22 protein-coding genes are annotated in these 25,562 nt (G+C 73.4%); 12 read left to right on the forward strand and 10 right to left on the reverse strand.

The features are described from left to right. Position 1 precedes the first annotated feature (1 nt). Positions 2-1,771, reverse strand: a complete 1,770-nt coding sequence (locus tag FH609_RS29370; protein WP_139674812.1) for a glycoside hydrolase family 13 protein — start codon at positions 1,769-1,771, stop codon at positions 2-4. A gap of 349 nt (positions 1,772-2,120) precedes the next feature. On the opposite strand from FH609_RS29370, the gene FH609_RS29375 reads away from it, so the two are divergent. After that, positions 2,121-3,140, forward strand: a complete 1,020-nt coding sequence (locus FH609_RS29375; protein ID WP_139674809.1) for a zinc-dependent alcohol dehydrogenase family protein — start codon at positions 2,121-2,123, stop codon at positions 3,138-3,140. Positions 3,141-3,167: 27 nt separating this feature from the next. Here FH609_RS29375 and FH609_RS29380 read toward each other — a convergent pair whose 3' ends face one another. Beyond that, positions 3,168-4,061: a helix-turn-helix transcriptional regulator gene (locus tag FH609_RS29380; RefSeq protein ID WP_139674806.1), complete on the reverse strand. Its 894-nt coding sequence runs from the start codon at positions 4,059-4,061 to the stop codon at positions 3,168-3,170. A 132-nt stretch (positions 4,062-4,193) separates the two neighbouring features. On the opposite strand from FH609_RS29380, the gene FH609_RS29385 reads away from it, so the two are divergent. After that, positions 4,194-5,216, forward strand: coding sequence for a zinc-dependent alcohol dehydrogenase family protein (locus FH609_RS29385; RefSeq protein ID WP_139674803.1), 1,023 nt, complete (start codon positions 4,194-4,196; stop codon positions 5,214-5,216). A 152-nt stretch (positions 5,217-5,368) separates the two neighbouring features. Here FH609_RS29385 and FH609_RS29390 read toward each other — a convergent pair whose 3' ends face one another. Both FH609_RS29390 and FH609_RS29395 read right to left on the reverse strand, forming a co-directional pair. After that, on the reverse strand, positions 5,369-5,779 hold the full coding sequence (locus tag FH609_RS29390) for a cupin domain-containing protein (RefSeq protein ID WP_139674800.1): 411 nt from the start codon (positions 5,777-5,779) through the stop codon (positions 5,369-5,371). Positions 5,780-5,885: 106 nt separating this feature from the next. Next, the gene (locus FH609_RS29395; RefSeq protein WP_139674797.1) at positions 5,886-6,740 is read right to left on the reverse strand and encodes an aldo/keto reductase; all 855 of its coding nucleotides are present in this window, start codon (positions 6,738-6,740) and stop codon (positions 5,886-5,888) included. 155 nt (positions 6,741-6,895) lie between these two features. On the opposite strand from FH609_RS29395, the gene FH609_RS29400 reads away from it, so the two are divergent. Further along, a complete protein-coding gene (locus FH609_RS29400; RefSeq protein WP_139674794.1) occupies positions 6,896-7,114 on the forward strand; it encodes a hypothetical protein in 219 nt (72 codons plus the stop codon). Positions 7,115-7,407: 293 nt separating this feature from the next. On the opposite strand, the gene FH609_RS29405 is transcribed toward FH609_RS29400, so the two are convergent. Then, the gene (locus FH609_RS29405; RefSeq protein WP_139674791.1) at positions 7,408-7,806 is read right to left on the reverse strand and encodes a hypothetical protein; all 399 of its coding nucleotides are present in this window, start codon (positions 7,804-7,806) and stop codon (positions 7,408-7,410) included. Between the two features lie 299 nt (positions 7,807-8,105). On the opposite strand from FH609_RS29405, the gene FH609_RS29410 reads away from it, so the two are divergent. Both FH609_RS29410 and FH609_RS29415 read left to right on the forward strand, forming a co-directional pair. Beyond that, positions 8,106-8,627, forward strand: a complete 522-nt coding sequence (locus FH609_RS29410) for a GNAT family N-acetyltransferase (RefSeq protein ID WP_139674787.1) — start codon at positions 8,106-8,108, stop codon at positions 8,625-8,627. A 139-nt stretch (positions 8,628-8,766) separates the two neighbouring features. Next, positions 8,767-11,019 (forward strand): glycoside hydrolase family 97 protein, encoded by a 2,253-nt coding sequence (locus FH609_RS29415; RefSeq protein WP_139674784.1) that lies wholly within the window; start codon positions 8,767-8,769, stop codon positions 11,017-11,019. A 91-nt stretch (positions 11,020-11,110) separates the two neighbouring features. On the opposite strand, the gene FH609_RS29420 is transcribed toward FH609_RS29415, so the two are convergent. Further along, complete coding sequence (locus FH609_RS29420) at positions 11,111-11,845, reverse strand: FadR/GntR family transcriptional regulator (RefSeq protein ID WP_139674781.1); 735 nt, start codon at positions 11,843-11,845, stop codon at positions 11,111-11,113. A gap of 231 nt (positions 11,846-12,076) precedes the next feature. On the opposite strand from FH609_RS29420, the gene FH609_RS29425 reads away from it, so the two are divergent. The 5 genes from FH609_RS29425 (at position 12,077) to FH609_RS29445 (ending at position 17,160) form a co-directional block, all read left to right on the forward strand. Next, the gene (locus FH609_RS29425; protein ID WP_139674778.1) at positions 12,077-12,919 is read left to right on the forward strand and encodes a fumarylacetoacetate hydrolase family protein; all 843 of its coding nucleotides are present in this window, start codon (positions 12,077-12,079) and stop codon (positions 12,917-12,919) included. A 32-nt stretch (positions 12,920-12,951) separates the two neighbouring features. After that, positions 12,952-13,878 (forward strand): VOC family protein, encoded by a 927-nt coding sequence (locus FH609_RS29430; RefSeq protein WP_139674774.1) that lies wholly within the window; start codon positions 12,952-12,954, stop codon positions 13,876-13,878. Positions 13,879-13,882: 4 nt separating this feature from the next. Next, positions 13,883-15,526, forward strand: a complete 1,644-nt coding sequence (locus tag FH609_RS29435) for a bifunctional 3-(3-hydroxy-phenyl)propionate/3-hydroxycinnamic acid hydroxylase (protein WP_139674771.1) — start codon at positions 13,883-13,885, stop codon at positions 15,524-15,526. Positions 15,527-15,754: 228 nt separating this feature from the next. Beyond that, entirely contained in the window at positions 15,755-16,510 is a 756-nt protein-coding gene (locus FH609_RS29440) for a CoA transferase subunit A (RefSeq protein WP_139674768.1), read from the forward strand. After that, entirely contained in the window at positions 16,510-17,160 is a 651-nt protein-coding gene (locus FH609_RS29445; RefSeq protein WP_139674765.1) for a 3-oxoacid CoA-transferase subunit B, read from the forward strand. Before FH609_RS29440 ends, FH609_RS29445 begins: the two co-directional genes overlap by 1 nt. A 109-nt stretch (positions 17,161-17,269) precedes the next feature. Here FH609_RS29445 and FH609_RS29450 read toward each other — a convergent pair whose 3' ends face one another. The 3 genes from FH609_RS29450 to FH609_RS29460 all read right to left on the reverse strand — a co-directional run bounded on the left by FH609_RS29450 (position 17,270) and on the right by FH609_RS29460 (position 19,037). Beyond that, on the reverse strand, positions 17,270-17,737 hold the full coding sequence (locus FH609_RS29450) for a hypothetical protein (protein WP_226962040.1): 468 nt from the start codon (positions 17,735-17,737) through the stop codon (positions 17,270-17,272). A 120-nt stretch (positions 17,738-17,857) separates the two neighbouring features. Beyond that, complete coding sequence (locus FH609_RS29455; RefSeq protein WP_139674762.1) at positions 17,858-18,430, reverse strand: VOC family protein; 573 nt, start codon at positions 18,428-18,430, stop codon at positions 17,858-17,860. 124 nt (positions 18,431-18,554) lie between these two features. After that, positions 18,555-19,037 (reverse strand): Lrp/AsnC family transcriptional regulator, encoded by a 483-nt coding sequence (locus FH609_RS29460; RefSeq protein ID WP_139674759.1) that lies wholly within the window; start codon positions 19,035-19,037, stop codon positions 18,555-18,557. Positions 19,038-19,310: 273 nt separating this feature from the next. On the opposite strand from FH609_RS29460, the gene FH609_RS29465 reads away from it, so the two are divergent. Further along, positions 19,311-21,635 carry a transketolase-like TK C-terminal-containing protein gene (locus FH609_RS29465; protein WP_139674756.1) on the forward strand — a complete coding sequence of 775 codons (2,325 nt, stop codon included), beginning with the start codon at positions 19,311-19,313 and terminating at the stop codon, positions 21,633-21,635. Between the two features lie 25 nt (positions 21,636-21,660). Here FH609_RS29465 and FH609_RS29470 read toward each other — a convergent pair whose 3' ends face one another. Continuing rightward, entirely contained in the window at positions 21,661-22,866 is a 1,206-nt protein-coding gene (locus FH609_RS29470) for an amidohydrolase family protein (RefSeq protein ID WP_139674753.1), read from the reverse strand. A 283-nt stretch (positions 22,867-23,149) separates the two neighbouring features. Here FH609_RS29470 and FH609_RS29475 point away from each other — a divergent pair, with 283 nt between their 5' ends. Continuing rightward, positions 23,150-25,561, forward strand: a complete 2,412-nt coding sequence (locus FH609_RS29475; RefSeq protein WP_139674751.1) for a SpoIIE family protein phosphatase — start codon at positions 23,150-23,152, stop codon at positions 25,559-25,561. Position 25,562: the final 1 nt, after the last annotated feature.

Consider the following 25,562-nt stretch of genomic DNA (forward strand, 5'->3'; position numbering starts at 1 on the left):
GTCAACGGGTGAGGGTTCGGCGCAGCACGACGGATTCCCAGGGGCGGAGCGTGACCCGGCCGCCGTGGGCCGGGGTCGACGGTTCCGGGTGGCTGCCGATGACCGGGATGGCGTCGTCCCAGCCCGGCCCGATGTCGGCCGTCCGGTCCGCGTCGGAGAAGTTGCCGAGTACGAGGAGCTGCTCGTCGTCCAGGGTGCGGGTGAAGGCGTAGAGGTGTGGGTCCTCGGGGAGCAGGAGGCGGAAGTGGCCGCGTTGGACGACCGGGTCCTGGTGGCGCAGGGCGATGAGGCGTCGGTAGACGTGGAGGACGGAGTGGGGGTCGGCCAGGGCCGCGGCGGCGTTGATGGTGTCGTGGTTGGGGTTGACGGCGATCCACGGCTCGCCGGTGGTGAAGCCGGCCTGGGGGCTGTCGTCCCACTGCATCGGGGTGCGGGCGTTGTCGCGGCTGCCGGCGGCCAGTTGGGCCAGGAGCTGTTCCTCGGAGAGCCGTCCGCGTTCGCTCTCGGCGGCGGCGTAGCGGAGTGACTCGATGTCGCGGTACTGGTCGAGGGCGGTGAAGTGGGCGTTGGTCATGCCGAGTTCCTCGCCCTGGTAGAGGTAGGGCGTGCCCCGGTGCAGGTGCAGGACGATGGCGAGCGTGGCGGCCGACTCGCGCCGGTACTCCCGGTCGTTCCCGTAGCGGGAGACGACCCTGGGCTGGTCGTGGTTGTTCCAGTACAGGGCGTTCCAGCCGGTGTCGTTGAGGCCGGCCTGCCAGCGGCCGAGTGTCGCCTTCAGGTCGCGCAGGTCGAGCGGGACGAGGTCGAAGCGTCCGCCGGGGCCGTGGTCGAGGGAGACGTGCTCGAAGGTGAACACCATGTCGAGTTCGCCCCGGGCGGGGTCGGTGAGGAGCTTGCCGTCCTCGACGGTGGCCCCGGGCGTCTCGCCGACCAACAGCAGCCCGTCGCGGCGGCCCTCGAACACCTCACGGTGCATCTCCTGGAGGAACTCGTGGAGCCGGGGACCGTTGGCGGTGGCCACCCCCGGGTCGCCGTAGGGTCCCTCCTCCACGGGCACGTCGAGGAGGGAGCCGTCCGCGCGGACGTCCTTGGAGACGAGGTTGATGACGTCCATCCGGAAGCCGTCGACGCCCCGGTCGAGCCACCACCGCATCATCGCGTACACGGCCTGCCGGACCTTCGGGTTCTCCCAGTTCAGGTCGGGTTGCTTCCGGCTGAACAGGTGCAGGTAGTACGCGTCGGTCGCCGGGTCGTACTCCCAGGCCGGGCCGGAGAAGAACGAGGCCCAGTTCGTCGGCTCGGCGCCGGGCGTGCCCGGCTCCATCCCGGGACGGGCGGGCCGCCACCAGTACCAGTCCCGCTTCGGGTTGTCGGGCGAGGAGCGGGACTCGACGAACCAGGGGTGCTCGTCGCTGGTGTGGTTGACGACGAGGTCCATCACGAGCTTCATCCCGCGCGCGTGGAGAGCGGCCAGCAGCTCGTCGAGGTCCCCCAGAGTGCCGAACGTCGGGTCGATGTCCTGGTAGTCGCTGATGTCGTAGCCGTTGTCGTCCTGCGGGCTGCGGTAGATCGGCGACAGCCAGACCACGTCCACGCCCAACTCGGCGAGGTGGTCCACCCGTTGGAGGATGCCGTGGATGTCCCCGACGCCGTCGCCGTCGGAGTCCTGGAACGAGCGCGGATACACCTGGTAGACGACCGCCCGCTGCCACCAGGAGTCGCCCCGCGTGTGGGGCGCGGCGTGCTGTCGGTCTGTGACCTCGCCGTTCATCGGGCCCTCTCCTTCGGGATCGTGGCTGCGGTCGGCGGCCTCGCGGTCGTCTCCGCGACCACGCGTGCGGGCCGCCGACCCGCCCAGTCCACCAGAGCATGGCCGCACCGAGGGAGCCCCGCCGGGTGGTGGTACCCCCAGGACCCCTCTCGTGGCGCGGCCGCTGGTCCGGTCGGTCGACAGCCGTGCCGGGCACGTGGACCGGCGCCCCGGGCCCAACGGGTGACGGCGGGGACGCGAGGCGCCGGCTCCCGGGGACGTGTGCCGTCGTCGGGGAGAGTGAGGCGCACGAGCTGGGAAACCGTGCCGGGCCGCAGGCGGGCCGGCGGAGGAAGCAGGGAAGGCGCCCATGCGCGGAGTGGTGTTGCACGCCCCCGGGGACATCCGGGTCGAGGAGCGGGCGGAGCCCTCGATCGTCGAGCCGACGGACGCGGTCCTCCGCGTGGTGGCGACCTGCGTGTGCGGGTCCGACCTGTGGCCGTACCGGGGCGTGGAGGAGGTGCGCGACGCCCCCATGGGGCACGAGTACGTCGGGGTTGTCGAGGACATCGGGCCCGAGGTGCGGACGGTCGGGGTCGGCGACTTCGTGGTCGGGTCCTTCTGGGCCTCGGACAACACCTGTGAGATCTGCCGGGCCGGCTACCAGTCGCACTGCGTGAACCGCGTGCTGATGGGCTCGATCGGCACCCAGGCGCCGCTGGCCCGCATCCCGTTGGCCGACGGGACCCTGGTGGCCACCCCGAAGATGCCGGACGAGGAACTGATCCCGTCGCTGCTGGCCGCCTCCGACGTGCTGGGCACCGGCTGGTTCGGGGCCGTGGCGGCCGAGGCCGGGCCGGGTAGGACCGTCGCCGTGGTGGGCGACGGGGCGGTCGGGCTGCTGGCGGTCCTGGCCGCCCGGCGGCTGGGCGCCGAGCGGGTCGTCGCGATGAGCCGGCACGCCGACCGTCAGGCTCTGGCGCGCGAGTTCGGCGCCACGGACATCGTCGAGGAGCGTGGCGACGAGGGCGTGGCCCGCGTCAAGGAACTCACCGACGGGCTCGGGGCCCACTCCGTGGTCGAGGCGGTGGGCACCCAGCAGTCGATGACGCAGGCCATCCGTTCCACCCGGCCCGGCGGGCACGTCGGTTTCGTCGGCGTCGGGCACGGGGTCTCCCTCCCCGGCGAGGAACTCTTCTTCTCCGGGGTGCACCTGCACGGCGGCCCGGCTCCCGTGCGCCGCTTCCTGCCCGAACTGGTGCGGCTGATCTGGGACCGCGAGATCGACCCGGGCCGGGTCTTCGACCTGACCCTCCCGCTGGACCGGGCGGCCGAGGGCTACCGGGCGATGGACGAACGCCGCGCCATCAAGACCCTGCTCACCGTCTGACAGGGTTCGACCCTCCGAGGACCGGGCTCAGCGCTCCGGCGGAGCGGCGGGCGCCTCGTCGTGGTCGCCGGGGTGCTCGCTGGCGGCCCACGAGGCGAGCAGCCGCATCCGCTCGGCGGAGGGCGAGCCGGGCTCGGCGGTGTAGATCGTGAGGGTCAGACCGGGCTCGGCCGCCATCTCCAGTCCCTGGTAGGCGAGGACCATCTCGCCCACCACGGGGTGGTGGAACGTCTTGAACCCGGTGCCGTGGTGCCGCACGTTGTGCGCGCCCCAGCGGGTGCGGAACGCGTCGCTGCGCGTGCACATCTCGCCGACGAGGTCGTGCAGTCCCTTGTCGTGCGGGTCGCGGGCCGCCTCGGTGCGCAGGATGGCGACCGTCACGTCGGCGAAGAGTTCCCAGTCCGGGTAGAACGCGGGGGCGCGTTCGTCCAGGAACGTGTAGCGCGCGATGTTCGGCGGCTGCCCCGGCATCTCGTAGACGTCCCGGTAGAACGCCCTGGCCAGCGCGTTCGCCGCCAGGATGTCCATGCGCCCGTTGCGGACGAACGCCGGTCCCGCCGTGATCGCGTCGAGCGTCCATCCCAGACTCGGGTGCGGGGCCCAACTCCTGGGGTTGCGCCGCTTCGGTGGCCGGGCGACGGGGGTGGCCGCGTGGGCGAGATCGAAGAGGTGCGCGCGCTCGGCGTCGTCGAGCCGGAGGGCGCGGGCCAGGCTGTCGAGCACCTCCGGCGAGGCGCCGCTGAGCGCGCCGCGCTCCAGCCGGGTGTAGTACTCCACGCTCACGCCGGCGAGGGTGGCGACCTCGCTGCGACGCAGGCCGGCCACCCGCCGGTTCGTGCCGGCGGGGAGCCCGACCTGCTCGGGTGTCACCCGGGCACGTCGCGTCGTGAGGAACGCACGCACCTCCGCTCGGTTGTCCATGCCGTCCACGGTAGGCGAGGCCCCCGACCGTGCGGGAGTCCCTCCGGGTACCCCCATCGACCGGGACTCCCTCACCCGAGGGCGGCGTGGTGTCGTTGGCGGGTACGCGAGAGATCGATGGGGGAGAAGGCCATGCGCGCCGTCGTGCTGCACGCCCCGGGGGACGTCCGGGTCGAGAACGTCGAGATGCCGGAGATCGTCGAGCCGTCGGACGCGGTCATCCGGGTCACCGCGACCTGCGTCTGCGGCTCCGACCTGTGGCCCTACCGTGGCGCCGAGGAGGTCAACGGGCCCACGCGGATGGGTCACGAGTACGTCGGCGTCGTCGAGCAGGTCGGACAGGACGTGCGAACCGTTCGGGTCGGGGACCTCGTCGTCGGGTCCTTTGTCGCCTCCGACAACGCCTGCGAGATCTGCCGGGCCGGCTACCAGTCCCGCTGCGTCCACCAGGTGATGATGGGCGCGATCGGAACCCAGGCCGAGTACGCCCGCATCCCCCTCGCGGACGGCACCCTCGTCAGGGTGCCCGGTGAGCCGACGCCCGAGCAGATCCGGGGCCTGTTGGCCGCCTCCGACGTGCTGGGCACCGGCTGGTTCGCCGCCGTGGCGGCCCAGGCCGGGCCGGGTAAGACGGTCGCCGTGGTCGGCGACGGCGCGGTCGGCCTCCTCGGCGTCCTCGCCGCCCGGCGGCTCGGCGCCGAGCGGGTCGTCGCGATGTCCCGGCACGCCGACCGGCAGGCGCTCGCGAAGCGCTTCGGCGCCACCGACATCGTGACCGAACGCGGCGACGCCGGGGTGGCCCGGATCAGGGAACTCACCGACGGCCACGGCGCCCACTCGACCATCGAGGCCGTCGGCACCCAGGAGTCGATGCTCCAGGCCATCCGCGCCACCCGTCCCGGAGGACACGTCGGCTACGTCGGCGTCGCTCATGGCGTCGAACTCGACGGACTGGAACTCTTCTTCGCCACCGTCAACCTGCTCGGCGGCCCCGCCCCGGTCCGCCGCTTACTCCCCGAACTGATCGACCTGATCATGACCCACCAGATCGACCCCGGCCTCGTCTTCGACCTCACCCTCCCCCTCGACCGGGCCGCCGAGGGGTACCGGGCGATGGACGAACGCCGCGCCACCAAGGTCCTGCTCACGCTCTGAACCCCTCGCCCCCGAGGGAACCACGGCGCATCCCCGGGGGAGCGGTGGCCGGCGAGGAAGCGCCGTCGCCGGGATGGCGCTCGGCCGACGGCGACGTCGCGCCACCCGGCACGGTGGTGAGCAGGGCGTGCTTCAGGTGTCTGGGCCGGGTGTCAGCCATCGGTCGGGGCTGCGGTGTACTCCTCGTCGGTGACGGGGGTCAACCAGTGCACGACGTCGTGGTCGGCGTCGCTCTCGTTGATGGCCAGATGGACCATCAGCCGGTTCGGCGTGGCGCCGTGCCAGTGCTCCTCGTCGGCCTCGAACAGGACGCGGTCGCCGGGCCGGATCACTTCGACCGGTCCGCCACGGCGCTGGCACAGGCCGGTCCCCTCGGTGACGAAGACGGTCTGCCCCAGCGGGTGGCGGTGCCAGTGGGTCCGTGCACCGGGCATGAAGTGCACCAGGGCGGCACTGACCCGCGAGGGGGGCGGGGCCGCGGCGACCGCGTCGATGTAGACGTCGCCGGTGAACCAGTCGGCCGGCCCCTTGGCGGTGTCGATCGAGCTTCGGGTGATCCGCACGTTCGCTCCTTCAGGGTCTGGCCACGCTTGCTGGAGGGGGCGTGAGAAGCACTGCCTCGCGGCAACGGCGGACGATGCGCGGTCCCCGCCCCGGGGCCTCGGCGCGTTACTTCCCGCTGTAGACGGGGAAGGCGCTGTGCTCGCCGTACTCCTGGGCGCGCATGGTCCGCAGCGTGGACATGTCCTGGTCGGAGATGACGAAGTCCACCTCGGCGTTGCTGCGCATGTGCTCGGGGTTGGCGGTCTTCGGCAGCGACACGGTGCCCAGTTGCAGGGTGTAGCGGATGCACAGCTGTGGGACGGTCACCGCGTACCGTTCGGCCATCGCCTGGAGGTCCGGGTTGTTCAGGATCGCTCCGTGGGCGATGGGCGAGTAGGCCTCCACGAGGATGTTCCTGCTCTCGCAGTAGGCGATGAGGTCGAACGGGGTGTTGCCCGTGTGGGCGAGCACCTGGTTCACGTGCGGGGCGACGGAGCAGGAGTCGAGGATGTTCTCCAGATCCTTCTGCTCGAAGTTGGAGACGCCGATGGCGCGGAGCTTGCCGGCCCGGTGGGCGTCCTCGAGCGCACGCCACGCCTCACGGTTGCCCTCGGCGTAGTCGCCGCCCCGGAAGTCGTCCCAGGGCTGCGGGCTGTGAATGAGCATCAGGTCGATGTGATCCAGGCCCAGGGCCGCGAGCGACCCGTCGATCGCGGCGGCCGCGTCGTCGTGGTTCTTGATCTCGGCGGCCAGCTTGGTGGACACGAACAGCTCGTCACGGGCGACCCCGCTGGTGCGCACCCCCTCACCGACCCCGCGCTCGTTGCCGTAGGCCTGCGCGGTGTCGATGTTGCGGTACCCGATCGCGACGGCGTCCCGCACGGCCTGGGCGGCCTTGTCGTCGTCGATGAACCAGGTGCCCAGACCCAGCCTGGGGACCCGAACGCCGTTGGAGAGGGTGTAGGACTCGTTCAGGAGCACGGTCTTCCTTCTTCGCTTCGGTCTTCTCAGCGGACCCCGTACTCGTCGTCGGGGCGTTCATCACGCTGCGTCACTCCTTGCCGCCCGGGGGAGTGTAGATCGTCCGGTCTGGCGTGGAGCGGATCGCCGCGCCGTCGCGGTGACCGATCGGGGCGATGCCCGACAGCCAACAACGGCTCCTCCTCACCTCGGCGGCGAAGCCCGCTGCCATGGCGGGCTGGTGCTCCTACGACTCCGCCGATCACGGCCCGGCCGAGCGCTGCATGATCCAGGCGCTGCGGCTCTGTACCGAGATCGCCGCCACGACGACGATCGGGCCCCCACCACCGGTCCGAACGTGCGGAGTGCTGGCGGCAGTGAGCCGGGCGAAGTGACCCACAACGCCGTCCAGCACGCCCCGCCCTTCGGACTCCCCCCCGCATCAGCCTTCGTTCCGCGCCGGGCAACGGCGAACCGCCTTGTGCGACCCCACACCAACCATGCCAACGCCCTCGGCCCAGGTGGTCATGTGGCTGGGAGGCCTTCGGGATGGGGGACAACCTTCTCCTTCGGCTGCCAGCTCTTCTCTTTCTCCCTTGTCGCGGCCTCAGTTGGCGGAGGCGCGCCGTGTTCGGGTGGTCGAGTTGTTCGAGGGCGGCGTCTCGAATGCGGAGATCTTACGAAGAGATCAGTAGCCGTCAGCTTTTCCCTGCAACCGTCGTTCAGCTATTTGCAGGACCTCGTCTGGAGTTGGCGGCTCGTACCTCACGTAGCGGTACATGTCCGTCGTCCCTGGATTCAGCGCATCCTTGTGGTTGTACGCCCGGATTACTTCCTGCATGACTGCATCGCTCACGGCTATACCGCGGTTTTCCAGTTTCCAGGCGACTTCTAAGATCACCGCACGGGTGGTATCACTCCTCACATCATGTCCGTCGAGCAACTCCTGGATCCGGGCAGATGCCGCAGCTCTCCTGGCGCGTCGATCGGGATCATTCCACTTGTTGCGCTGCTGTACCCGCTTGTTGCGTCGCCGTCTAGCCTCCTTCGAACGTCGCTCCGCGCCGTTCCGCCTCTTGCTCGACATGCGCCCCTCCTTTTGCTGGACATGCGCCCCTCCGGCGAAGGGCGCCCCGTCTTCCGTGAACTCTGCCCCAGTCAACTCGGGTAGGAGCCTCCCGGATAGGGGCCTACGAAGGACACGGCGGCCCACGCACGGCCCACGCCTGTCTGCGCCCCCCGCTGCCGCCAACCCCCTTGAAGCCGCGCGGAAGAACGCGCTGAACAGCGGGTTCGTTCCAGCCGGCCCCGCCGGTCGGCGGGGTCCCTCCCGTTCGGGCGCGGGCCCGCCGCCCAGGCGTCCGCGTCGCCCGCTACCGTGCCCCCATGGCACACGCGACCGAACTGCGGGGCGCGCGGGTCGTGCTGCGGACCACCGTCGATGCGGACATCCCGGAGCTGGCCGCCATCAGGGCCACCCCCGAGGTGCGGGCCTGGTGGCGCGGCGGGGACGACCTGGCCGCCGAGATCGCCGCGGACCTGGCCGACCCCGCGACCCACGCCCTGACCGTCCGTCACGAGGGCCGCGTCGTCGGCATGGCCCAGTGGTACGCCGAGGCGGACCCCGACTACCGGCACGCCGGCATCGACGTCTTCCTCGCGCCGGCGGTCCACGGCCGTGGCCTGGGCACCGACACCGTGGCCACCCTCGCCCGCCATCTGGTCGACGACCACGGCCACCACCGCCTGATCATCGACCCGGCGGCCGCCAACACCGCCGCCATCCGCTGCTACACCCGGGTCGGCTTCCGGCCGGTCGGCATCCTCCGCCAGTACGAGCGCTCGGCTGACGGCGGTTGGCACGACGGGCTGCTGATGGATCTGCTGGCGCACGAACTCCGCCGCTGACGCGCCGGCGGCGGTCCCGCGCCCACACCCGTGTTCCGGGTTTTGTCATGTCCTCTTCCGTTATCTTTCCTCGCTTGCTTCTCTGGAAGCGACCACGAACACACACTGCCAAACAACTTGCGCAACACGGGAGTTGCCCATGAGGAAGAGGCAGAACCCCCACACCGCCCGAGCGCTCACGGTGCGTTCCGCACTGGTGATCGCCGTGGCCGCCGGGGCCCTTCAGCTGAGTCCCGCGCACGGAGCTGCCCCGGAGACCTGGACCGTCAGCGGGCCGGCCGGCCCGTCCGGCGTCTCCGCCGAAGTCACCCTGGACGAGGGTGCGTTGACCTTCTCGGTCGCCAGCGGGGACACCACCGTCCTGTCCCCGGCCCCCATCGGGATCGAGACCGGCGACGCCGACCTGACCCAGAACCTGGCGTTCGCCGAGCGCGAGGACCGGACCGTCACCGAGTCCTACGCCATGACGACCGGCAAGAACGCGCGGCCGGAGACCACCTACACCGAGACCACGCTGTCGTTCACCGGCGAGAACGGGGCCGCGCTCGACGTCGTCGTGCGGGCCTCCGACACCGGGGCCGCCTACCGCTATGTGCTGCCGGGCTCGGGGCAGGTGACCGTCAACGGGGAGGCGTCCACCTGGAGCCCCCCGGCCGAGGCCGACGCCTGGCTGGTGCCCGAACACTCCGAGGACCAGGGCAGATGGCTGCCCACCACGGCCGGCGCCGCGCCGAGCGGCGACTACGCGGTGCCGGCGCTCTTCGAGGTGGACGGCACCTACGCGCTGCTCGCCGAGACCGACCTCGACGGCCGGTACGCCGGCGCCCGCCTCACCCACGAGGAGGGCTCGGCCACCTACACCACCACCCTGGAGGGCGCCCCGGTCACCGCCGAACTGCCGCTGGCCACCCCCTGGCGCACCGCCGCCGTCGGGGACCTGGCGACCGTCACCGCGTCCACCCTCGTGGACGACCTGGCGCCGCCGTCCCGGATCGAGGACACCTCCTGGATCGAGCCCGGCACGGTCGCCTGGTCCTGGCTGACCGAGCACTCCAGCCCGAGCGACCCCGACCGGCAGCGCGAGTACGTCGACTTCGCCCAGCGCAACGGCTGGGACTACGTCCTCATCGACGAGGGCTGGGACGCGAGTTGGACCCCGGAGGTGGTGGAGTACGCGCGGGAGCGGGGCGTGGAGGTGATCCTCTGGTTCCACTCCGACGACCTCGACACCGCCGAGGAGCGCGCCGAGTGGCTGCCGCTGGTGAAGAGTTGGGGCGTCGCCGGCCTGAAGGTGGACTTCGCCTTCGAGTTCGTCCAGCCGACGCTCCAGTGGTACGACGCCATCCTCGCCGAGACCGCCGAGCACGAGCTGATGATCAACTTCCACGGCAGCGGCACCCTGCGCGGCACGCAGCGCACCTGGCCGCACGTGATGACCTCGGAGGCGGTCTTCGGGGCGGAGCAGCAGCAGAACCGGGCCGCGCTCAACACCATCCTCCCCTTCACCCGCAACGTGGTCTCCAGCATGGACTTCACCCCGGTCACGTTCAGCATCGCCAACCGGGACACCACCGACGCCCACGAGCTGGCCACCGCGCTGGTCTTCGAGTCCGGCTGGCAGCACCTGGCCGACAACCCCGAGTCCTACCAGCTGCGTCCCGAGGCGCTGCGCATCCTCAACCAGCTGCCCACCGCCTGGGACGAGACCCGGCTGCTGGGCGGCCAGCCGGGACAGGACGCCTATCTCGCCCGGCGTGGCGGCGACACCTGGTATGTGGGCGGCATCCGTTCGGGCTCGGCGACCACCTTCGAGACGCCGCTGGGCTTCCTTGGCGACGGCGAGTGGCTGGTCGAGACCGTGCGGGACGGCGACGGCGGGCTGGTCGCCGAGACCAGCGTGGTCACGAGCGCGGACACGCTGTCCGTCCCGGTGGCGGAGAACGGCGGGTTCGCGACCGTCGTCTGCCCCGCCACCGAGGGCGCCTCGACCTGCGGCGCCGGCAGCGCCGGCGGCCTGCTGCGCGGCGCGGCCTCCGGGCGGTGCGCGGACGTGCCGGGCGGCGAGCAGGCCGCCGGGACGCCGGTCGCGCTCTGGGACTGCAACGGCGGCGCCAACCAGGTCTGGACCCCCACCGGGGACGGCGAGTTGACGGTCTACGGCGACAGCTGCCTGGACCTCGCCGGCGGCGCCACGGAGAACGGGACGGCCGTGGTGATCGAGGACTGCGACGGCGCGGCGACCCAGCGCTGGTCGCTCGACGGGTCGGGACCGGTGGTCAACGCGGCGTCCGGCACCTGCCTCGACGCCTATGACACCGGCACGGAGAACGGCACCCCGCTGGTGATCTGGCCCTGCAACGGCGCCGGCAACCAGAGCTGGTCCCTGGGCTGAGCCAACGGAACGGGTGAACGGAGCGGCCCGGGGAGCGCCCCGGGCCGTTTCCGTTCGCCCGGGCGCGGCGGCGTCACCCGGCGAGCGCGGGTCAGCCGTGGGCGGCGGGGGCTTCGGCGGCCTGGAGCGTGGTGTTGTGCTCGTGGATCAGCCGCAGCGCCGCGTCCCGGTCCCTGCGGTCGAGGGCGTCCACCAGGTCGCGGTGGAGTTCGTGCCGGTGCGCGATGTACTCGCCCAGCGGCTGGTCGCTGGCCGGCAGCACCGTCAGGGTGTGGCGCTCGATCAGGTCGAGCAGATGCGTGTAGAGCGAGCTGAGCAGCGCGTTGGGGCTGGTCGCGGCGATGGCGGCGTGCAGGCGCCAGTTGGCGTGCACGAACGCGACGGGGTCGGCCGCGTCCTTGGCCTCGGCCATGGCGGCGATGTGCCGGCGCAGCCCGGCGATGTCGGCCGGGGAGGCGTGCCAGAGGGCGTCCTCGATCAGCAGCGGGTCGAGGGCGTCGCGGATGCGCACCGCGTCGGCGACGTCGTTGGCCTGGGTGTCGAGCGCGAGCACGGAGTTGCCGAGCCGGACCATCGGGGACTGCTCGGCGCTGAACAGCCCGCCGCCCGGGCCCGGCTTCACGGTGACCAGGCCGCGCGCCTGGAGGAGGCGCAGCGCCTCGTTGAAGGTGCCGACGGAGACCCCGCACAGCGTCCTCAGCTCCTCCTTGGTGCCCAGCCGGGAGCCAGGTGGGACGCTCTCGACCAGCTCGGCGACCTTCTCGGCGGCGCGCTCGGCGCGCCCCGACGCCGTCGGCCGTGCGGCACGGTCGGGGGTGACACTCACATCGTCTCCTCAAGCCGTCATATTCATCATGGTGATTATGCTCGCATCCCTTGACGCTGTAGTGCACCACGTGCAACATCAAGGTAATCATCATGCTGAATTGCCGATGGGGGAGCAAGACCTCCGTTGTCGCTGGCGGCGCGTCGCGCGACTCCCTCGGCAGTCGAGCGGCCACCCGGTCCGTTCCCCGGCCCGGGCGTTCCGCTCCCGTTCCCCGTCCGGGAGACACCTATGCGCATCGCCAACCTCTCCGGCCGCCTGGCCCTCGTCGTCGACGGCCGCGCCGTGGACGTCGCTCAGGCAAGCGACGGCCGCTTCTCCGCGGACCCGCAGGCCGTCTACGCACGATGGGAGGAGTTCCGCGCCTGGGCCGACGCCGCCGAACTGCCGGAGGGCGCCGCGTTCGACCCGGCCGACCTGGGCTCGCCGGCCCCCGCGCCGCGTCAGGTGCTGGCCGTCGGCCTCAACTACCGTGACCACGCCGCCGAGTCCGGCTTCGCCGTGCCCGAGGGACTGCCGCCCGTCTTCACCAAGTTCGCCACCAGCATCACCGGCCCCGTCACCGAGGTGCGGCTGCCGGCGGACGGCCACACCGACTGGGAGATCGAGCTGGTCGCCGTCGTCGGACGCCACGCCGAGAACGTCGCCGAGGCCGACGCCTGGGACCATGTCGCCGGCCTCGCCGTCGGCCAGGACATCTCCGAGCGCATCACCCAACTCGCCGGCCCTGCCCCCCAGTTCAGCCTCGGCAAGTCCTTCCCCGGCTTCGCCCCGATCGGGCCCTGGCTGGTCACGCCCGACGAGTTCGCCAACCCCGACGACCTCGAACTGACCTGCTCGATCAACGGCGAGGAGGTCCAGAAGGGCCGCACGAGCGACCTGATCCACTCCGTGCCCGCCCTGGTCGCCCGCCTCTCCGCCGTGCTGCCGCTGCTGCCGGGCGACGTCGTCTTCACCGGCACCCCGGCCGGCGTCGGCCTGGGCCGGGACCCGCAGCGCTTCCTCGCGGCCGGCGACGAACTCGTCAGCTCCGTCGAGGGCATCGGCGAACTGCGACAGACCTTCGTCGCCTGAAGCCACCGGCCTCGACGGACAAAGGAGTCCCCATGGCACTGCACCGACTGACCTCCATCACCATGGGGGTCCCCCAGGTCGCCGAGACCGCCGCCTACTACACCGACTTCGGCCTCACCCCCGAGGACGACGGCTGGTTCGCCACCCAGGACGGCGGCCGGCAGCTGCGCATCGTGCACGCGCCGACCCGCCGCCTGGTCGAGGTCCGCGTCGGCGTCGACACCCCCGACGACCTGGCCGCCGCCGCCTCCCGCCTCAAGCGGCTCGGCATCGAGGCCACCGGCGACGTCCGCTCGCTGACCGCCTACGACCGGGCCACCGCCGTGCGCGCCGTCCTGGAGGTCGTCCCCCGGCTGACCCAACCGCCCGTCCCCGCCACCGAGTACAACGGCCCGGGGCGGAACGACCGCACCGGCGGGCGGGCGCCCGGCGTGCTGCGCACCGACCGGGTGCGCCCCCGCAAGCTGGGCCACGCCGTCGTCGGCACCACCGACCTGGACGGCACCACCGCGTTCTTCCGCGACGGCCTCGGCTTCAGGGCGTCCGACTACATCAAGGACCACGGGGCGTTCCTGCGCTGCTCGACCGACCACCACAACATCCTGGTCCTGGCGGCGCCGGTCACGTTCCTGCACCACTCGTCCTGGCAGGTCGACGACATCGACGAGGTCGGCAGGGGCGCCTTCGCGATGCTGGAGGACCACCCCGAGCGGCACGTCTGGGGCCTGGGCCGGCACCACGCCGGCTCCAACTTCTTCTGGTACCTCAAGGACCCGGCGGGCAACTTCAGCGAGTACTACTCCGACATGGACTGCGTCGTCGACGACCAGCTGTGGACCCCGGAGGTCCTGGAGGGCGCCAAGGGCCTGTTCAACTGGGGCCCGCCGCCCCCGCCCTCGTTCCTCGCGCCCGAGGACCTGGCCGCCCTGATGACCGGCACCCACAGTGAGTCGAGGTAGCGCCGTGAGCAACGATTCCGCGCGCACCCACGACGTCGCGATCGTCGGCTTCGGGCCCGTCGGCCAGACGCTGGCCCTGCTGCTGGGCCGGGCCGGGCACGACGTGATCGCCCTGGAGCGGTGGCCCGACCCCTATCCGCTGCCCCGCGCCGCGCACTTCGACCACGAGATCGGCCGGATCTTCCAGTCCGCCGGTGTCGGCGACGCGGTGCGCGCGGTCACCGACCCGGTGCCCGACCACTACGAGTGGCGCAACGCCGCCGGCCAGCCGCTGGTGCGGATCGACTGGGCGGGCCTCGGCCCCTCCGGCTGGCCCATCGCCAACTTCTTCAGCCAGCCCGAGGTGGAGGACGTGCTCATCGCGGCCGTCGGACGCCAGCCGGGGGTCACCGTGCGCCGGGGCCGCGAGGTCACCGACCTGCGCGTCGAGGCCGACCGGGTGCGGCTGACCACCGTCGGCACCGACGGCGAACGCCCCACCGGCGAAACCGACGAGGTCACCGCCCGCTATGTGGTCGGCGCCGACGGGGCCAACAGCTTCGTCCGCTCCCGGATGGACACCCCCGTCACCGACCTCGGCTTCTTCTACGACTGGCTGATCGTGGACACCCGGCCCCACGAGCGGACCGAGTGGTCCCCGATGAACTGGCAGCTGTGCGACCCGAAGCGGCCCACCACCCTCGTCTCCGGCGGCCCTGGGCGGCGCCGCTGGGAGTTCATGCGGCTGCCGCACGAGGACGTCGAGGAGCTGGCGACCCCGGAGGCGGCCTGGCGGCTGCTGGAGCCCTGGGGCCGCACCCCGGAGAACACCACGATCGAACGGCACGCGGTCTACACGTTCCAGGCCCGCTGGGTGGAGCGCTGGCGCGAGGGCCGGCTGCTCCTCGCCGGCGACGCGGCCCACCTGATGCCGCCGTTCGCCGGGCAGGGCATGTGCTCCGGGCTGCGCGACGCCGCCAACCTGGCGTGGAAGCTGGACCTGGTGCTCGAAGGACGGGCCGACGACGCGCTGTTGGACACCTACACCTCCGAGCGCCGCGACCACGTGCAGCACGCCATCGGCATGTCCATGGCCCTGGGCCAGGTCATCTGCGTCCTCGACGAGGAGGAGGCCGCCGCCCGCGACGCCCGCATGATCGCCGCCGGCGCCGACCCGCGCCACGCGCTGCCGCCCACCCCGCCGCCGGTGCTGGGCGACGGCGTGCTCCAACGGGCGCCCGACGGCGGCCGGGCGCCCGAAGTCGGTCACCTCACCCCGCAGTTCGAGGTGACCCATCGGGGCCGCACCGCACTGCTGGACGACCTGACCGGCGGCGGGTTCACCCTGCTGACGGACGGGGCCGCGCCGCTGGACGCGCTGGACGCCGCCGACCGCGCCTTCCTCGCCGCCATCGGCGCCACGGTGGTGCCGCTGTACGCGGGCGAGGCGCCGCCCGACGGCTACCTCGACGCGCCCGACGGCTACCTGTCCCACCTCCGCGCACACGGGCATGTCGCCGCCGTGGTCCGCCCCGACTTCTACCTCTTCGGCGCCGCCGCCGACGCGGCCGAACTGCGCACGCTGGTCGGCCAGTTGCGCGCGTCGCTGCGGCCCCCGGCCGACGACCCGGCGCCGGCCGCCGAGCCGGCCGCCACGGCCGCGCCCTAGGCGGCGCGGCCGACCGCACAGCCACCGCAGCACGGCGCCCGGGCGCGACCCCTCGCCCGTTCGCCGTCGTGCCCCGGCGCCACCCGCCGGGGCACCGCCCGGCGTCCGGGCCGCGCACCCGCCGTCGCGCGGCCCGGACGCCCCTCGGCGCGCCCGCGCGCGGCAGCGAGCGCCGGCGCGCGGTAGCGCGAGGACCCCCGAGCACCCCGAGCACCCTCAAGGACGCGCATGGACAAGACCTTTCCCTCAGCCGCCGCCGCGACGGCCGACATCGCCGACGGCGCCTCGCTGGCCGTAGGCGGCTTCGGCCTGTGCGGCATCCCGAGCACCCTGATCGCGGCCCTGCACGCGCACGGCACGCGCTCCCTGCGGGTGGTCAGCAACAACTGCGGAACCGACGAACACGGCCTGGGCATCCTGCTCGGCGCCGGCCGCATCGCCCGCGTCACCGCCTCCTACGTCGGCGAGAACAAGGAGTTCGCCCGCCAGTACCTCGCCGGCGAGTTGGACGTCGAACTCGTCCCCCAGGGCACCCTCTCCGAACGCCTCCGCGCCGGCGGCTGCGGCATCCCCGCGTTCTACACCCCGGCGGGCGTCGGCACCCCGCACGCCGACGGCGGCATCCCCTGGCGCCACCGCCCCGACGGCGGCGTGGCCCTCGCCTCGCCGCCCAAGGAGACCCGCTCCTTCGGCGACCGCGAGTTCGTCCTGGAGGAGTCCATCACCTGCGACTACGCCCTGGTCAGGGCCGCGCGCGGGGACCGGCACGGCAACCTCGTCTTCGAGAGGACCGCCCGCAACTTCAACCCCCTGGCCGCCATGGCCGGTCGCGTGACCATCGCCGAGGTCGAGGAACTCGTCGAGCCCGGCGACCTGGACCCGGACGCGGTGCACCTGCCGGGCGTCTTCGTCCAGCGCGTCGTGGCCCTCGACCCGGCCCAGGCGGCCGACAAGCACATAGAGAAGAGGACGGTGTCCGGCTGATGCCCTGGACCAGGAACGAGATGGCCGCCCGCGCGGCCGCCGAACTCGCCGACGGCGACTACGTCAACCTCGGCATCGGGCTGCCGACGCTGGTGCCCGCCTTCGTGCCCGAGGGCACCCAGGTCATCCTCCAGTCGGAGAACGGCATCCTCGGCACCGGCCCCTATCCGTCCGAGGACGCGGTCGATCCCGACCTCATCAATGCCGGTAAGGAAACGGTCACCGTGCTGCCGGGCGCCGCGTTCTTCGACTCCGCGCTCTCCTTCGGCATGATCCGGGGCGGCCACATCGACACCGCGATCCTCGGCGCCATGCAGGTCTCGGCGGCCGGCGACCTCGCCAACTGGATGATCCCCGGCAAGATGGTCAAGGGCATGGGCGGGGCGATGGACCTCGTCCACGGGGCCCGCCGGGTCATCGTCCTGATGGAACACACCGCGCGGGACGGCAGCCCGAAGATCGTCCCCGAGTGCACCCTCCCGCTGACCGGGCGGGCCTGCGTCCACCGGATCATCACCGACCTGGGCGTCCTCGACCTCGCCGACGGCGGCGTCACGCTGGTGGAGACCGCGCCCGGCGTCAGCCGCGCGGACATCGCCGCCGCCACCGCCGTGCCGCTGCGCGCCCCGGAGGACGCGCCCGCCCCCTGACCCGCCGCCCGACCCACACCCGAGCGCCGGCCCGTTGGTGACGAAGCACCAACGGGCCGGCGCCGAGCGGTCGTTGAACCGGCGGTCAGGCGGTCAGGCGGTCAGGCGGTCACGCGACGGGCGCGCGGCCCGCCTCCCCGGCCAGCCGCAGATGCGCGCGGCGCACCTCGGGCACCAGGCGGGCGGCGGCCGCCGGGTCGGCGCGCTCCGTCCTGAGCCGGAGGATGTCCCCGTTCCGCCGGTCCGCCGGCACGTCCGCGCCGCGCGCGGTGACCAGCACATGGAAGTGGCGGTGGTTCTCGCCGAAGGCGAGCAGATAGGTCGCGGGCGCGCCCGTCGCCTCGGTGACGGCGGCGACCAGGTCCCGCGCGCGGGGGCCGAACGAGGCCAGCTCCGCCTCGTTGAGCCCGGTGACGCGTTCGGCGTGCCGGCGGGCCCGCAGGACGAACCAGCCGGGCACGTCGTAGCCGGGCACCGTCTCCGCCGACCACAGGGGGTCGCGGAAGACGACGCCGGTGTCCTCGCTCTGTTCCAGGCCGCACAGGAAGCAGTCGGCCGGGTGGCTGGATGCGCTCAACGGTTCCCCTCGACAGGTGGGTTCGGACGGGCGACCGGTGCCGGTCGCCGGGCGGCGGCGTGCCGACGGGGTGCCGGTCGCGCCCCCGGCACCCCGTCGGGTACTGGCCCGCCGCCGCGCTCAGACGGCGCCGGTGAGGACCAGCATCGGGTCCGGCAGGCCGCCCTTCAGCGCCCAGGAGCGGTGGATCAGCTCCTCGACGGAGGCGCCGGCGCGGCGCTCGGCGAGCATCGCCTCGGGGTCGAACGCGGGGCCGACGGCGTCGGCGCTGTACTCGGGGCCCTTCATATAGCCGGTGGCCTCGTCCGGGTCGGCGAAGTTGTCGATCTGCATCTCGACGAAGTTGCCGTCCGGGTCCTGGTAGTACAGCGAGGTGGTGACGCCGTGCGCGATACACACCGCCGGGGTGACGCCCTTGTCGCGCAGCAGCTCGTAGCGGGCGAGCAGGTCGTCGAGGTGGTCGAAGGTGTAGGCGACGTGGTGGGCGGCGGCCGTGGTGGGCGACTTGCGCTCCAGCGGGACCGGCGGGGTGAGCAGGGCGACGCGGTGGTGCTCCTCGTCATAGGTGATGAAGCACAGGCTGTCGTTCTGGAACACCACGTGTCCGTCGAGGACGGCGCAGTACCAGTCCCGCATCCCTGCGGGATTGCCGGTCTGGAAGACCACGTGGGCGAACTTCGGTGTGGCGGTCATCCGATCCTCCTCGATCGAACCTGCGGGCGCTGTCCACACAGTAAGACGCTATATGTGATAACAGCAAGCGGTCGGGGCCGTGAATCTCGCTTTTCCACCGGGGAGTTCGAGAGCCCGGCGGGGCTCAGCGGCGCGCGGCGGCGCGGCGCAGCAGCGGGGCGAGCCGGTAGTCGACCAGCTGCCGCATGACGAGCGCGGTGCTGGTCCGTTCCACGCCGGGGATGTCGAGGATCTGGCCGGCCACCCGGTACAGGTCCTCGGCGTCCGTCGCCACCACGTGCACCAGCAGGTCCGTGTCGCCGGTCAGCCCGTGCACCTGGAGCACCTCGGGAACCGCGGCCAGCGCCCCGGCCACCTCGTCCAGCCGGCGCTGGGCGACCCGGGTGGTCACGAACGCGGTCAGCGGATAGCCGAGCGTCGCGGGGTCGACCCGCCGCTCGAACGACCCCACCGCGCCGCTGCGGTCGAGCCCGGCGAGTCGGGCCTGAACGGTGTTGCGGCTCAGGCCACTCGCCTCCGCCAGCGCCACCGTGGTGGCCCGGGGATGAGCGGCGAGGGCCAGCAGCAGCCGCGCGTCGGTGGCGTCGATCCGGGCGGGGTTGGGCATAGTGCGCACCTTCCGGGGCCAAAAGGGAGGGGAACTGGGCGATCTGCGCGAATTTCACGCGGCTTCTTGTGCGACATCCTGAACCGGTGGTCTCCTCGTCCGCAACGATCCCGCCCCCGGCAGCACGCCGCCGACCGTGATCCGGTCCCGAGCCGGCCCGCAGCGTGCCGGGGCACCCCCGGCGCGCCCCGCGCGCCGCCGCGATCCGTCCCACGTCACAGCCGGCCGCGCGTCGACCGGCCGGATGTGTTGAGCGCGAGGAGACGTTCGATCATGACCACCGCACCCGCCCCCGGGCGGACCACGGACGCCGAACTCGACGCGCTGCGCGCCGTCGAGGACCGCGTGCTCTGGCTGTCCAGCGCGATCGTCCACCACGCCAACCGGGTGCGCCCCAACCCCTCCGGGCTCAAGGTCGGCGGCCACCAGGCGTCCTGCGCCTCGATGGTGTCGATCATGACGGCCCTGTGGTTCCGTCATCTGCGCCCCGAGGACCGGGTCTCCGTCAAGCCGCACGCCTCGCCGGTGCTGCACGCCATCAACCATCTGCTGGGCGAGCTGGACGCCTCCCACCTGACCACGCTGCGCGCGTTCGGCGGCCTCCAGAGCTACCCGAGCCGCGCCAAGGACCCCGACCCGGTGGACTATTCGACCGGCTCGGTCGGCATCGGCGCCACCGCCACGATCTGGGGCGCGCTGGCCCGCCGCTACGCGGGCCGCGCCGCCGGCGAGGGCTTCGCCGGCCGGCAGTACGCGCTGGTCGGGGACGCGGAGCTGGACGAGGGCGCGGTGTGGGAGGCGGTGCTCGACCCGCAGGTCGCCGAGCTGGGCGAGCTGGTGTGGATCGTCGACCTGAACCGGCAGTCCCTGGACCGGGTCGTGCCGCACGGCGCCGCCGGCCGGCTGCACGGCATGTTCGCCGCCGCCGGCTGGCAGGTGCTCACGCTCAAGTACGGCGAACGGCTTGAGGAGTTGTTCGCGCGCCCCGGCGGCGACGCGCTGCGCGGGCGGATCGACGCGATGTCCAACCCCGAGTACCAGCGCCTGCTGCGCTGTTCCGCCGACGAGCTGCGCGAGCGGCTGCCCGGCGCCGGGCCCGAGGCCCCGGCCGTCGCCGCCCTGCTCGCCGGGATCGACGACCCGACGCTGATGGCCGCGATCCGCAACCTGGGCGGCCACGACCTCGGCGCCCTGGACGCCGCGCTCTCCGAGGTGGCGGACGACCGGCCCACGGTGATCTTCGCCTACACCATCAAGGGCCACGGCCTGCCCACCCAGGGCCACCCGCAGAACCACTCCTCGCTGCTGACGGGGGAGCAGATGCGGGAACTCGCCGAGCGGGTGGGCACCGACCTCGACCGCCCCTGGGAGCCGTTCCCCGCGACCTCGGCGCCGGCCGCGCTGTGCGCCGCGACGGCGGCCCGGCTGCGCCGTGAGCCCGTGCCCACGGCGAAGCCGCCCGCGTTGCCCGCCGACATCGGCCGGACCCCGACCGGGGTCGCGACCACCCAGGCGGCCCTCGGCCGGGTGCTGCTCGACCTGACCCGCAGCGCGCCCGAGGCGGCGCGGCGGGTGGTGACCGTCAGCCCGGACGTCAGCTCGACCACCAACCTGGGCGGCTGGGTCAACAAGGTCGGCGTCTGGTCGCCGACCGAGCGCGTCGACTGGTTCGCCGACGACGCCGAGACGATCCTGCACTGGCGGGAGCGGCCCACCGGCCAGCACATCGAGCTGGGCATCGCCGAGACCAACCTGGTCGGGCTCCTCGGCGAGCTGGGCGCGACCTGGAGCCGCTGGGGCGAACCGCTGCTGCCGATCGGCGTGCTGTACGACCCGTTCGTCCAACGGGCCCTGGAGCCCTGGTCGTTCGGCATCTACGCCGGCGGCCAGTCGATCCTGGTCGGCACCCCGTCCGGGGTGACCCTCGCGCCCGAGGGCGGCGCGCACCAGTCCATCACCACGCCCTCGCTCGGCATCGAGCAGCCGGGCTGCGTCACCTGGGAGCCGGCGTTCGCGCTGGACACCGAGTGGGTGCTGCTCGCCGCGCTGGCCCGCCTCGGCCGGCCCGACGGCGGCTCCGCCTATCTGCGGCTGTCCACCCGCCCGGTCGACCAGACCCTCGCCGCCGTGCCTACCGACCCGGCGGCCCGCGAGCGGCGCCGCCGCCAGGTCGTCGCCGGCGCCTACCCGCTGCGCCGGCGGGACGGCGCCCGGGTCACCATCGCGGCCATGGGCGCGCTGGTGACGGAGGCGCTGGCGGCCGCCGAGCGGCTGGACGCCCTCGGCGTCCCGGCCGACGTGGTGTGCGTGACCAGCCCGGGCAACCTCTACCGGGCGCTCGACGCCAGGGCCGGGCACGGCGAGGCCCCCGACTGGGTCCTGGACCAGGTCTTTCCGGCGGAGCGCGCCACCCCGCTGGTCACCGTCCTGGACGGGCATCCGCACACCCTCGCCTTCCTGGCCACCGTCCACCACGTGCCGAGCCGCCGGCTCGGCGTCACCCGCTTCGGCCAGTCCGGCTCCCTCGAAGAGGTCTACCGGCACCACGGGATCGACGCCGACGGCATCGTCGGCGCCGCCCTCGACCTCACGGAGTGAGGCCGGGCGCGGCGCCGACCCTCGGTCAGCCGGCCGCCGGGGCGTGCTCGGCGCCGCCGACCCAGACGCGGCGGACGGCGCGGGTCGCGGTGATGTCGGCGAGCGGGTCGCCGTCGACCAGCAGCAGGTCGGCGCGGTAGCCGGGGCGGATCTCGCCCCGGTCCCGCAGCCGGAAGCTCTGCGCGGGCAGCACGGTGGCGGCCCGCAGAGCCTCCCGGGTGCTCAGGCCCGCCGCGACCAGCAGCTCCAGCTCGTGGTGGAGGCTGTCGCCGTAGGCGGGCTGCACCGGGATGCCGGGCGTGAGGTTGGCGTCGGTGCCGGCCAGCACCCGGGCGCCGGCCCGGTGCAGCTCGGCGACGCCGGCCTCGGCGTTGGCGTAGTCGTAGCCGGGAATCCCCAGGTTGGCGAAGCCCTCCATCATGGTCAGCGTGGGCACGGCGACCGGTCCGCCGGCCGCGAAGCGGGCCGCGATCTCCGGGGTCAGCGCGCTGTCCAGCGGAATGTGGTGAATCATGTCGGCGCCGGCGGCCAGGGCCACCTCCACCTGGGCGGCGGTCGTGGCGTGCGCCATGAGGAGCTTGCCGGCCGAGTGCGCCTGGGCCGCCACGGCCCCGACGGTCTCGGGCGTCGGGCCGGCCTCGTCGATGACGATCTTGATGTAGTCGGAGCCCTCGGTGACCCGGTTCCGCACGAACGTGGCCGCCTGCTCGGGCCCGGTGAGCACGGCGTCCTGCGGGAACGTCGGCAGCTGGCTCTGCGGGCTGCCGGGCGCGACGGCCGGGGTGCCGGCGCTGCGGATGTCGGGCAGGCCCGGCTGCCGGCGCAGCGAGTCGACGACCTCCGGCGGGAAGCAGGCCATGTCCAGCCCGGTCGTCACGCCGAAGCCGGCCAGCCGCCGCAGCGTGTCCAGGTCCCTCAGGTGCAGGTGGGCGTCGATCAGCCCGGGCAGCAGGACCGCGCCCTCGCAGTCGATCCGGCGCGCGCCGAGCGAGTTGAGCCCGATCCGGCCGTTCTCGACGACCACGGTGCGGGGCTCGGTCAGCTCGTCGCCGTCGAAGACCCGGGCGTTGGTCAGCGCGATCTTCTCGCCGGCGGCGGCGCTGCCGCCGGCCGGGGCGGGCTCCTGACCGTGCGCGGTGGCGGCGGCCAGCGCCGGCACGCTCGCGGCGGCGATGCCGGCCGCCGCGGCGGTCCTGAGGAAGCCGCGTCGATTCCTGTCGTTGACGCACATCGTCGTGCCTTTCTGCCGGGCGGGTGTGGGGGTGGGGTCCGATCGCTCGTCGGCGTGCGGGCCGCTCCGGGCTGGCTTCACCGGGGCCGGACCAGCCGGCGGACGGACCGACCGTAGCCGCTATATGTGATAACAGGCAAGACTTCGGGCCCTCTTCCGTGCCGCCGGCTGACGCATCGCCAGCCGCCAACCGGGGGCGGCGCGGCGGCGGGTGAAAGGCGCGGGCTCGGGCCTCGGGACATGATGGGGGCACCGGCCAGGTGCGAGAGGCGGTGACGGCGCCATGAGGGCGAACGACGCGGACGGCGCGGCGGACGCGGACGGGGACGAGTGCCCCGACGACGGCGGCCCGCTGGCCGACACCGCCGTCGCCCTGGTCGAACGTCGCGGCGTCGTCGTCGGCTGGTCCCGCGCCGCCGAGGAACTGCTGGAACGCCCCGCCGCCGAGGTGCTGGGGCGTTCCGTGCTCCGGCTGTTGACCGAGGCCGACCGGGCCGCCCTGGCCGAGCCCGCCGGGTCGCCACCGGAGCGCGGCGAGGTCACGGTGGAGCGCGGCGCCGGGCGACCGGTCGCCGTGCGCTACCAGGCGCGGCCGCTGCGGGAAGGCGCGGGGACCGCGATCCTGGCCGTCACCGCCGAGTGGGCGCTGGAGGCCGAGCACGCCGAGTCCCTGAGCCGCGCGCTGCTCTCCCAGGAGCGGATCGGGTACGTCCTGCGGGACGCGGAGCTGACGGTCGTGCGGACCAACGTCGACCGCCCCGGGTTCGCCGGCCCGCCGCTGCCGCCCGGCTCCCGGCTCTCCGACGTCATGGGCTCCTCCGACGCGGCCGGCGCCGACGCGGCCCTGCGCGGCGTGCTGGAGACCGGCGAGCCGCTGACCGGGCAGGACGAGCGGGTGCGGTCCACTCAACCGCCGTACGGGGACTGGTCCTGGTCCGTGTCGGCGCTCCGGACGGAGGACCGGCGCGGCCGGCCCACCGGCATCGCGATCCTGCTCACCGACCCCACCGACCACTGGAAGACGGCCCGCCGCTCCGCGCTGCGCCACCGGGCGGCCCGGATCGGCGGCACCCTCGACATCGAGGGGACGGCCCAGGAGATCGTCGACACGCTGGTGCCCGACTTCGCGGACTTCGCCTGGGTGGACCTGGCCGACCCGGTGCTCACCGGCGACGAGCCGCCGAAGACGCTCAAGAGCGGCGAACTCCACCTGCGCCGGGTGGCGGTGCGGGCCATGAGCGGCGCCTGGCCGCCCGAACTGCTCCGGCCGGGACAGGCCGTGCCGCGCCTCCCGGACCACCCGATGGTGCACCACCTCCAGGAGGGCCGCACCATCGTGGTGGACCGGGCCACCTTCGAGGAGGGCCTGGACGACCCGGCCCGCATCCGGCACGCGGCCCCCGAGCGCGGTCACTCGCTGTCGATCGCGCCGCTCTTCGCGCGCGGCCTGGTCCTGGGCGTGGTGGCGGTCTGGCGCGCCGAGCGGCCCGAGCCGTTCGACGAGGAGGACGTCGGCCTGCTGACCGAGATCGCCGCGCACGCGGCGCTCAGCGTGGACAACGCCCGCCGCTACACCCGCGAACACCGCGCCGCCGTCGCCCTCCAGCGGCGGCTGCTGCCGAAGGCGTCCACCGTCACGCCGGTGATGGAGACCGCCGGCGCCTACCTCCCGGCGGCCGGCGGCGCCGGGCTCGGCGGCGACTGGTTCGACGCCATCGAACTGCCCTGTCTGCGGACCGCCCTGGTCGTCGGGGACGTGACGGGACACGGCCTGCACGCCACCGCCACCATGGGCCGGCTGCGCACGGCCGTGGGGACCCTCGCGGACCTGGAGCTGGCGCCCGACGAACTCCTCACCCACCTCGACGACCTGGTGAAGCGGCTGGCCGGCGAGGCCGACCCGGCGCACCGCGACGTGGTCAGCGCCACCTGCCTGGTCGCGGTGCACGATCCCGTCAGCGGGCGCTGCGTGATGGCGGCGGCCGGCCACCCGCCGCCGCTGCTGCTGGTGCCGGACGGCCCCGCCCGGCCGGTGCCGATCCAGCCGGGGCCGCCGCTTGGCGTGGGCGGCCTGCCGTTCGAGACCGCCTCGGTCGACGTGCCGCCGGGGAGCGTGCTCGCCCTCTACACCGACGGGTTGGTCCTGCGGTACGGCGACGACCTCGACAGCGGCACCCGGGGGCTCGCCGACCGGCTGGCGCGGGTGCCGCACGCCGAGAGCGACCTCGCCGCGCTGACCGAGGACCTGATGACGCCGGCCGGGGGCGCCCCGCTGCGGGACGACGCCGCCCTCCTGCTGGCCCGCACCTCCCGGCTGGCCGCCGACGCGGTCGCCGGCTGGGAGTTCCCGGCCGAGCCGGGGTCGGTGGCCTCGGCGCGCGAGGCGGCGACCGGGGCGCTCGCCGCCTGGGGCCTTGAGGACAGCATCTTCGCGACCGAGCTGATCGTCAGCGAACTCGTCACCAACGCCGTCCGGTTCGCCGGCGGGCCGGTGGGACTGCGCCTGATCCGGGGCGAGGCGCTGTTCTGCGAGGTCACCGACCCCAGCAACACCCAGCCCCGGATGCGCAGGGCGCGCTCAACCGACGAAGGAGGTCGCGGGCTGTTCCTGGTGGCGCAGCTCAGCAGCCGGTGGGGGAGCAGATACGGGCCGAGCGGCAAGACGATCTGGGTCGAACAGGAACTGCCCGCCTGAG

Origin of the sequence: Streptomyces sp. 3MP-14 (assembly GCF_006334905.2) — a bacterium.
Lineage (GTDB): Bacteria > Actinomycetota > Actinomycetes > Streptomycetales > Streptomycetaceae > Streptomyces > Streptomyces triticirhizae.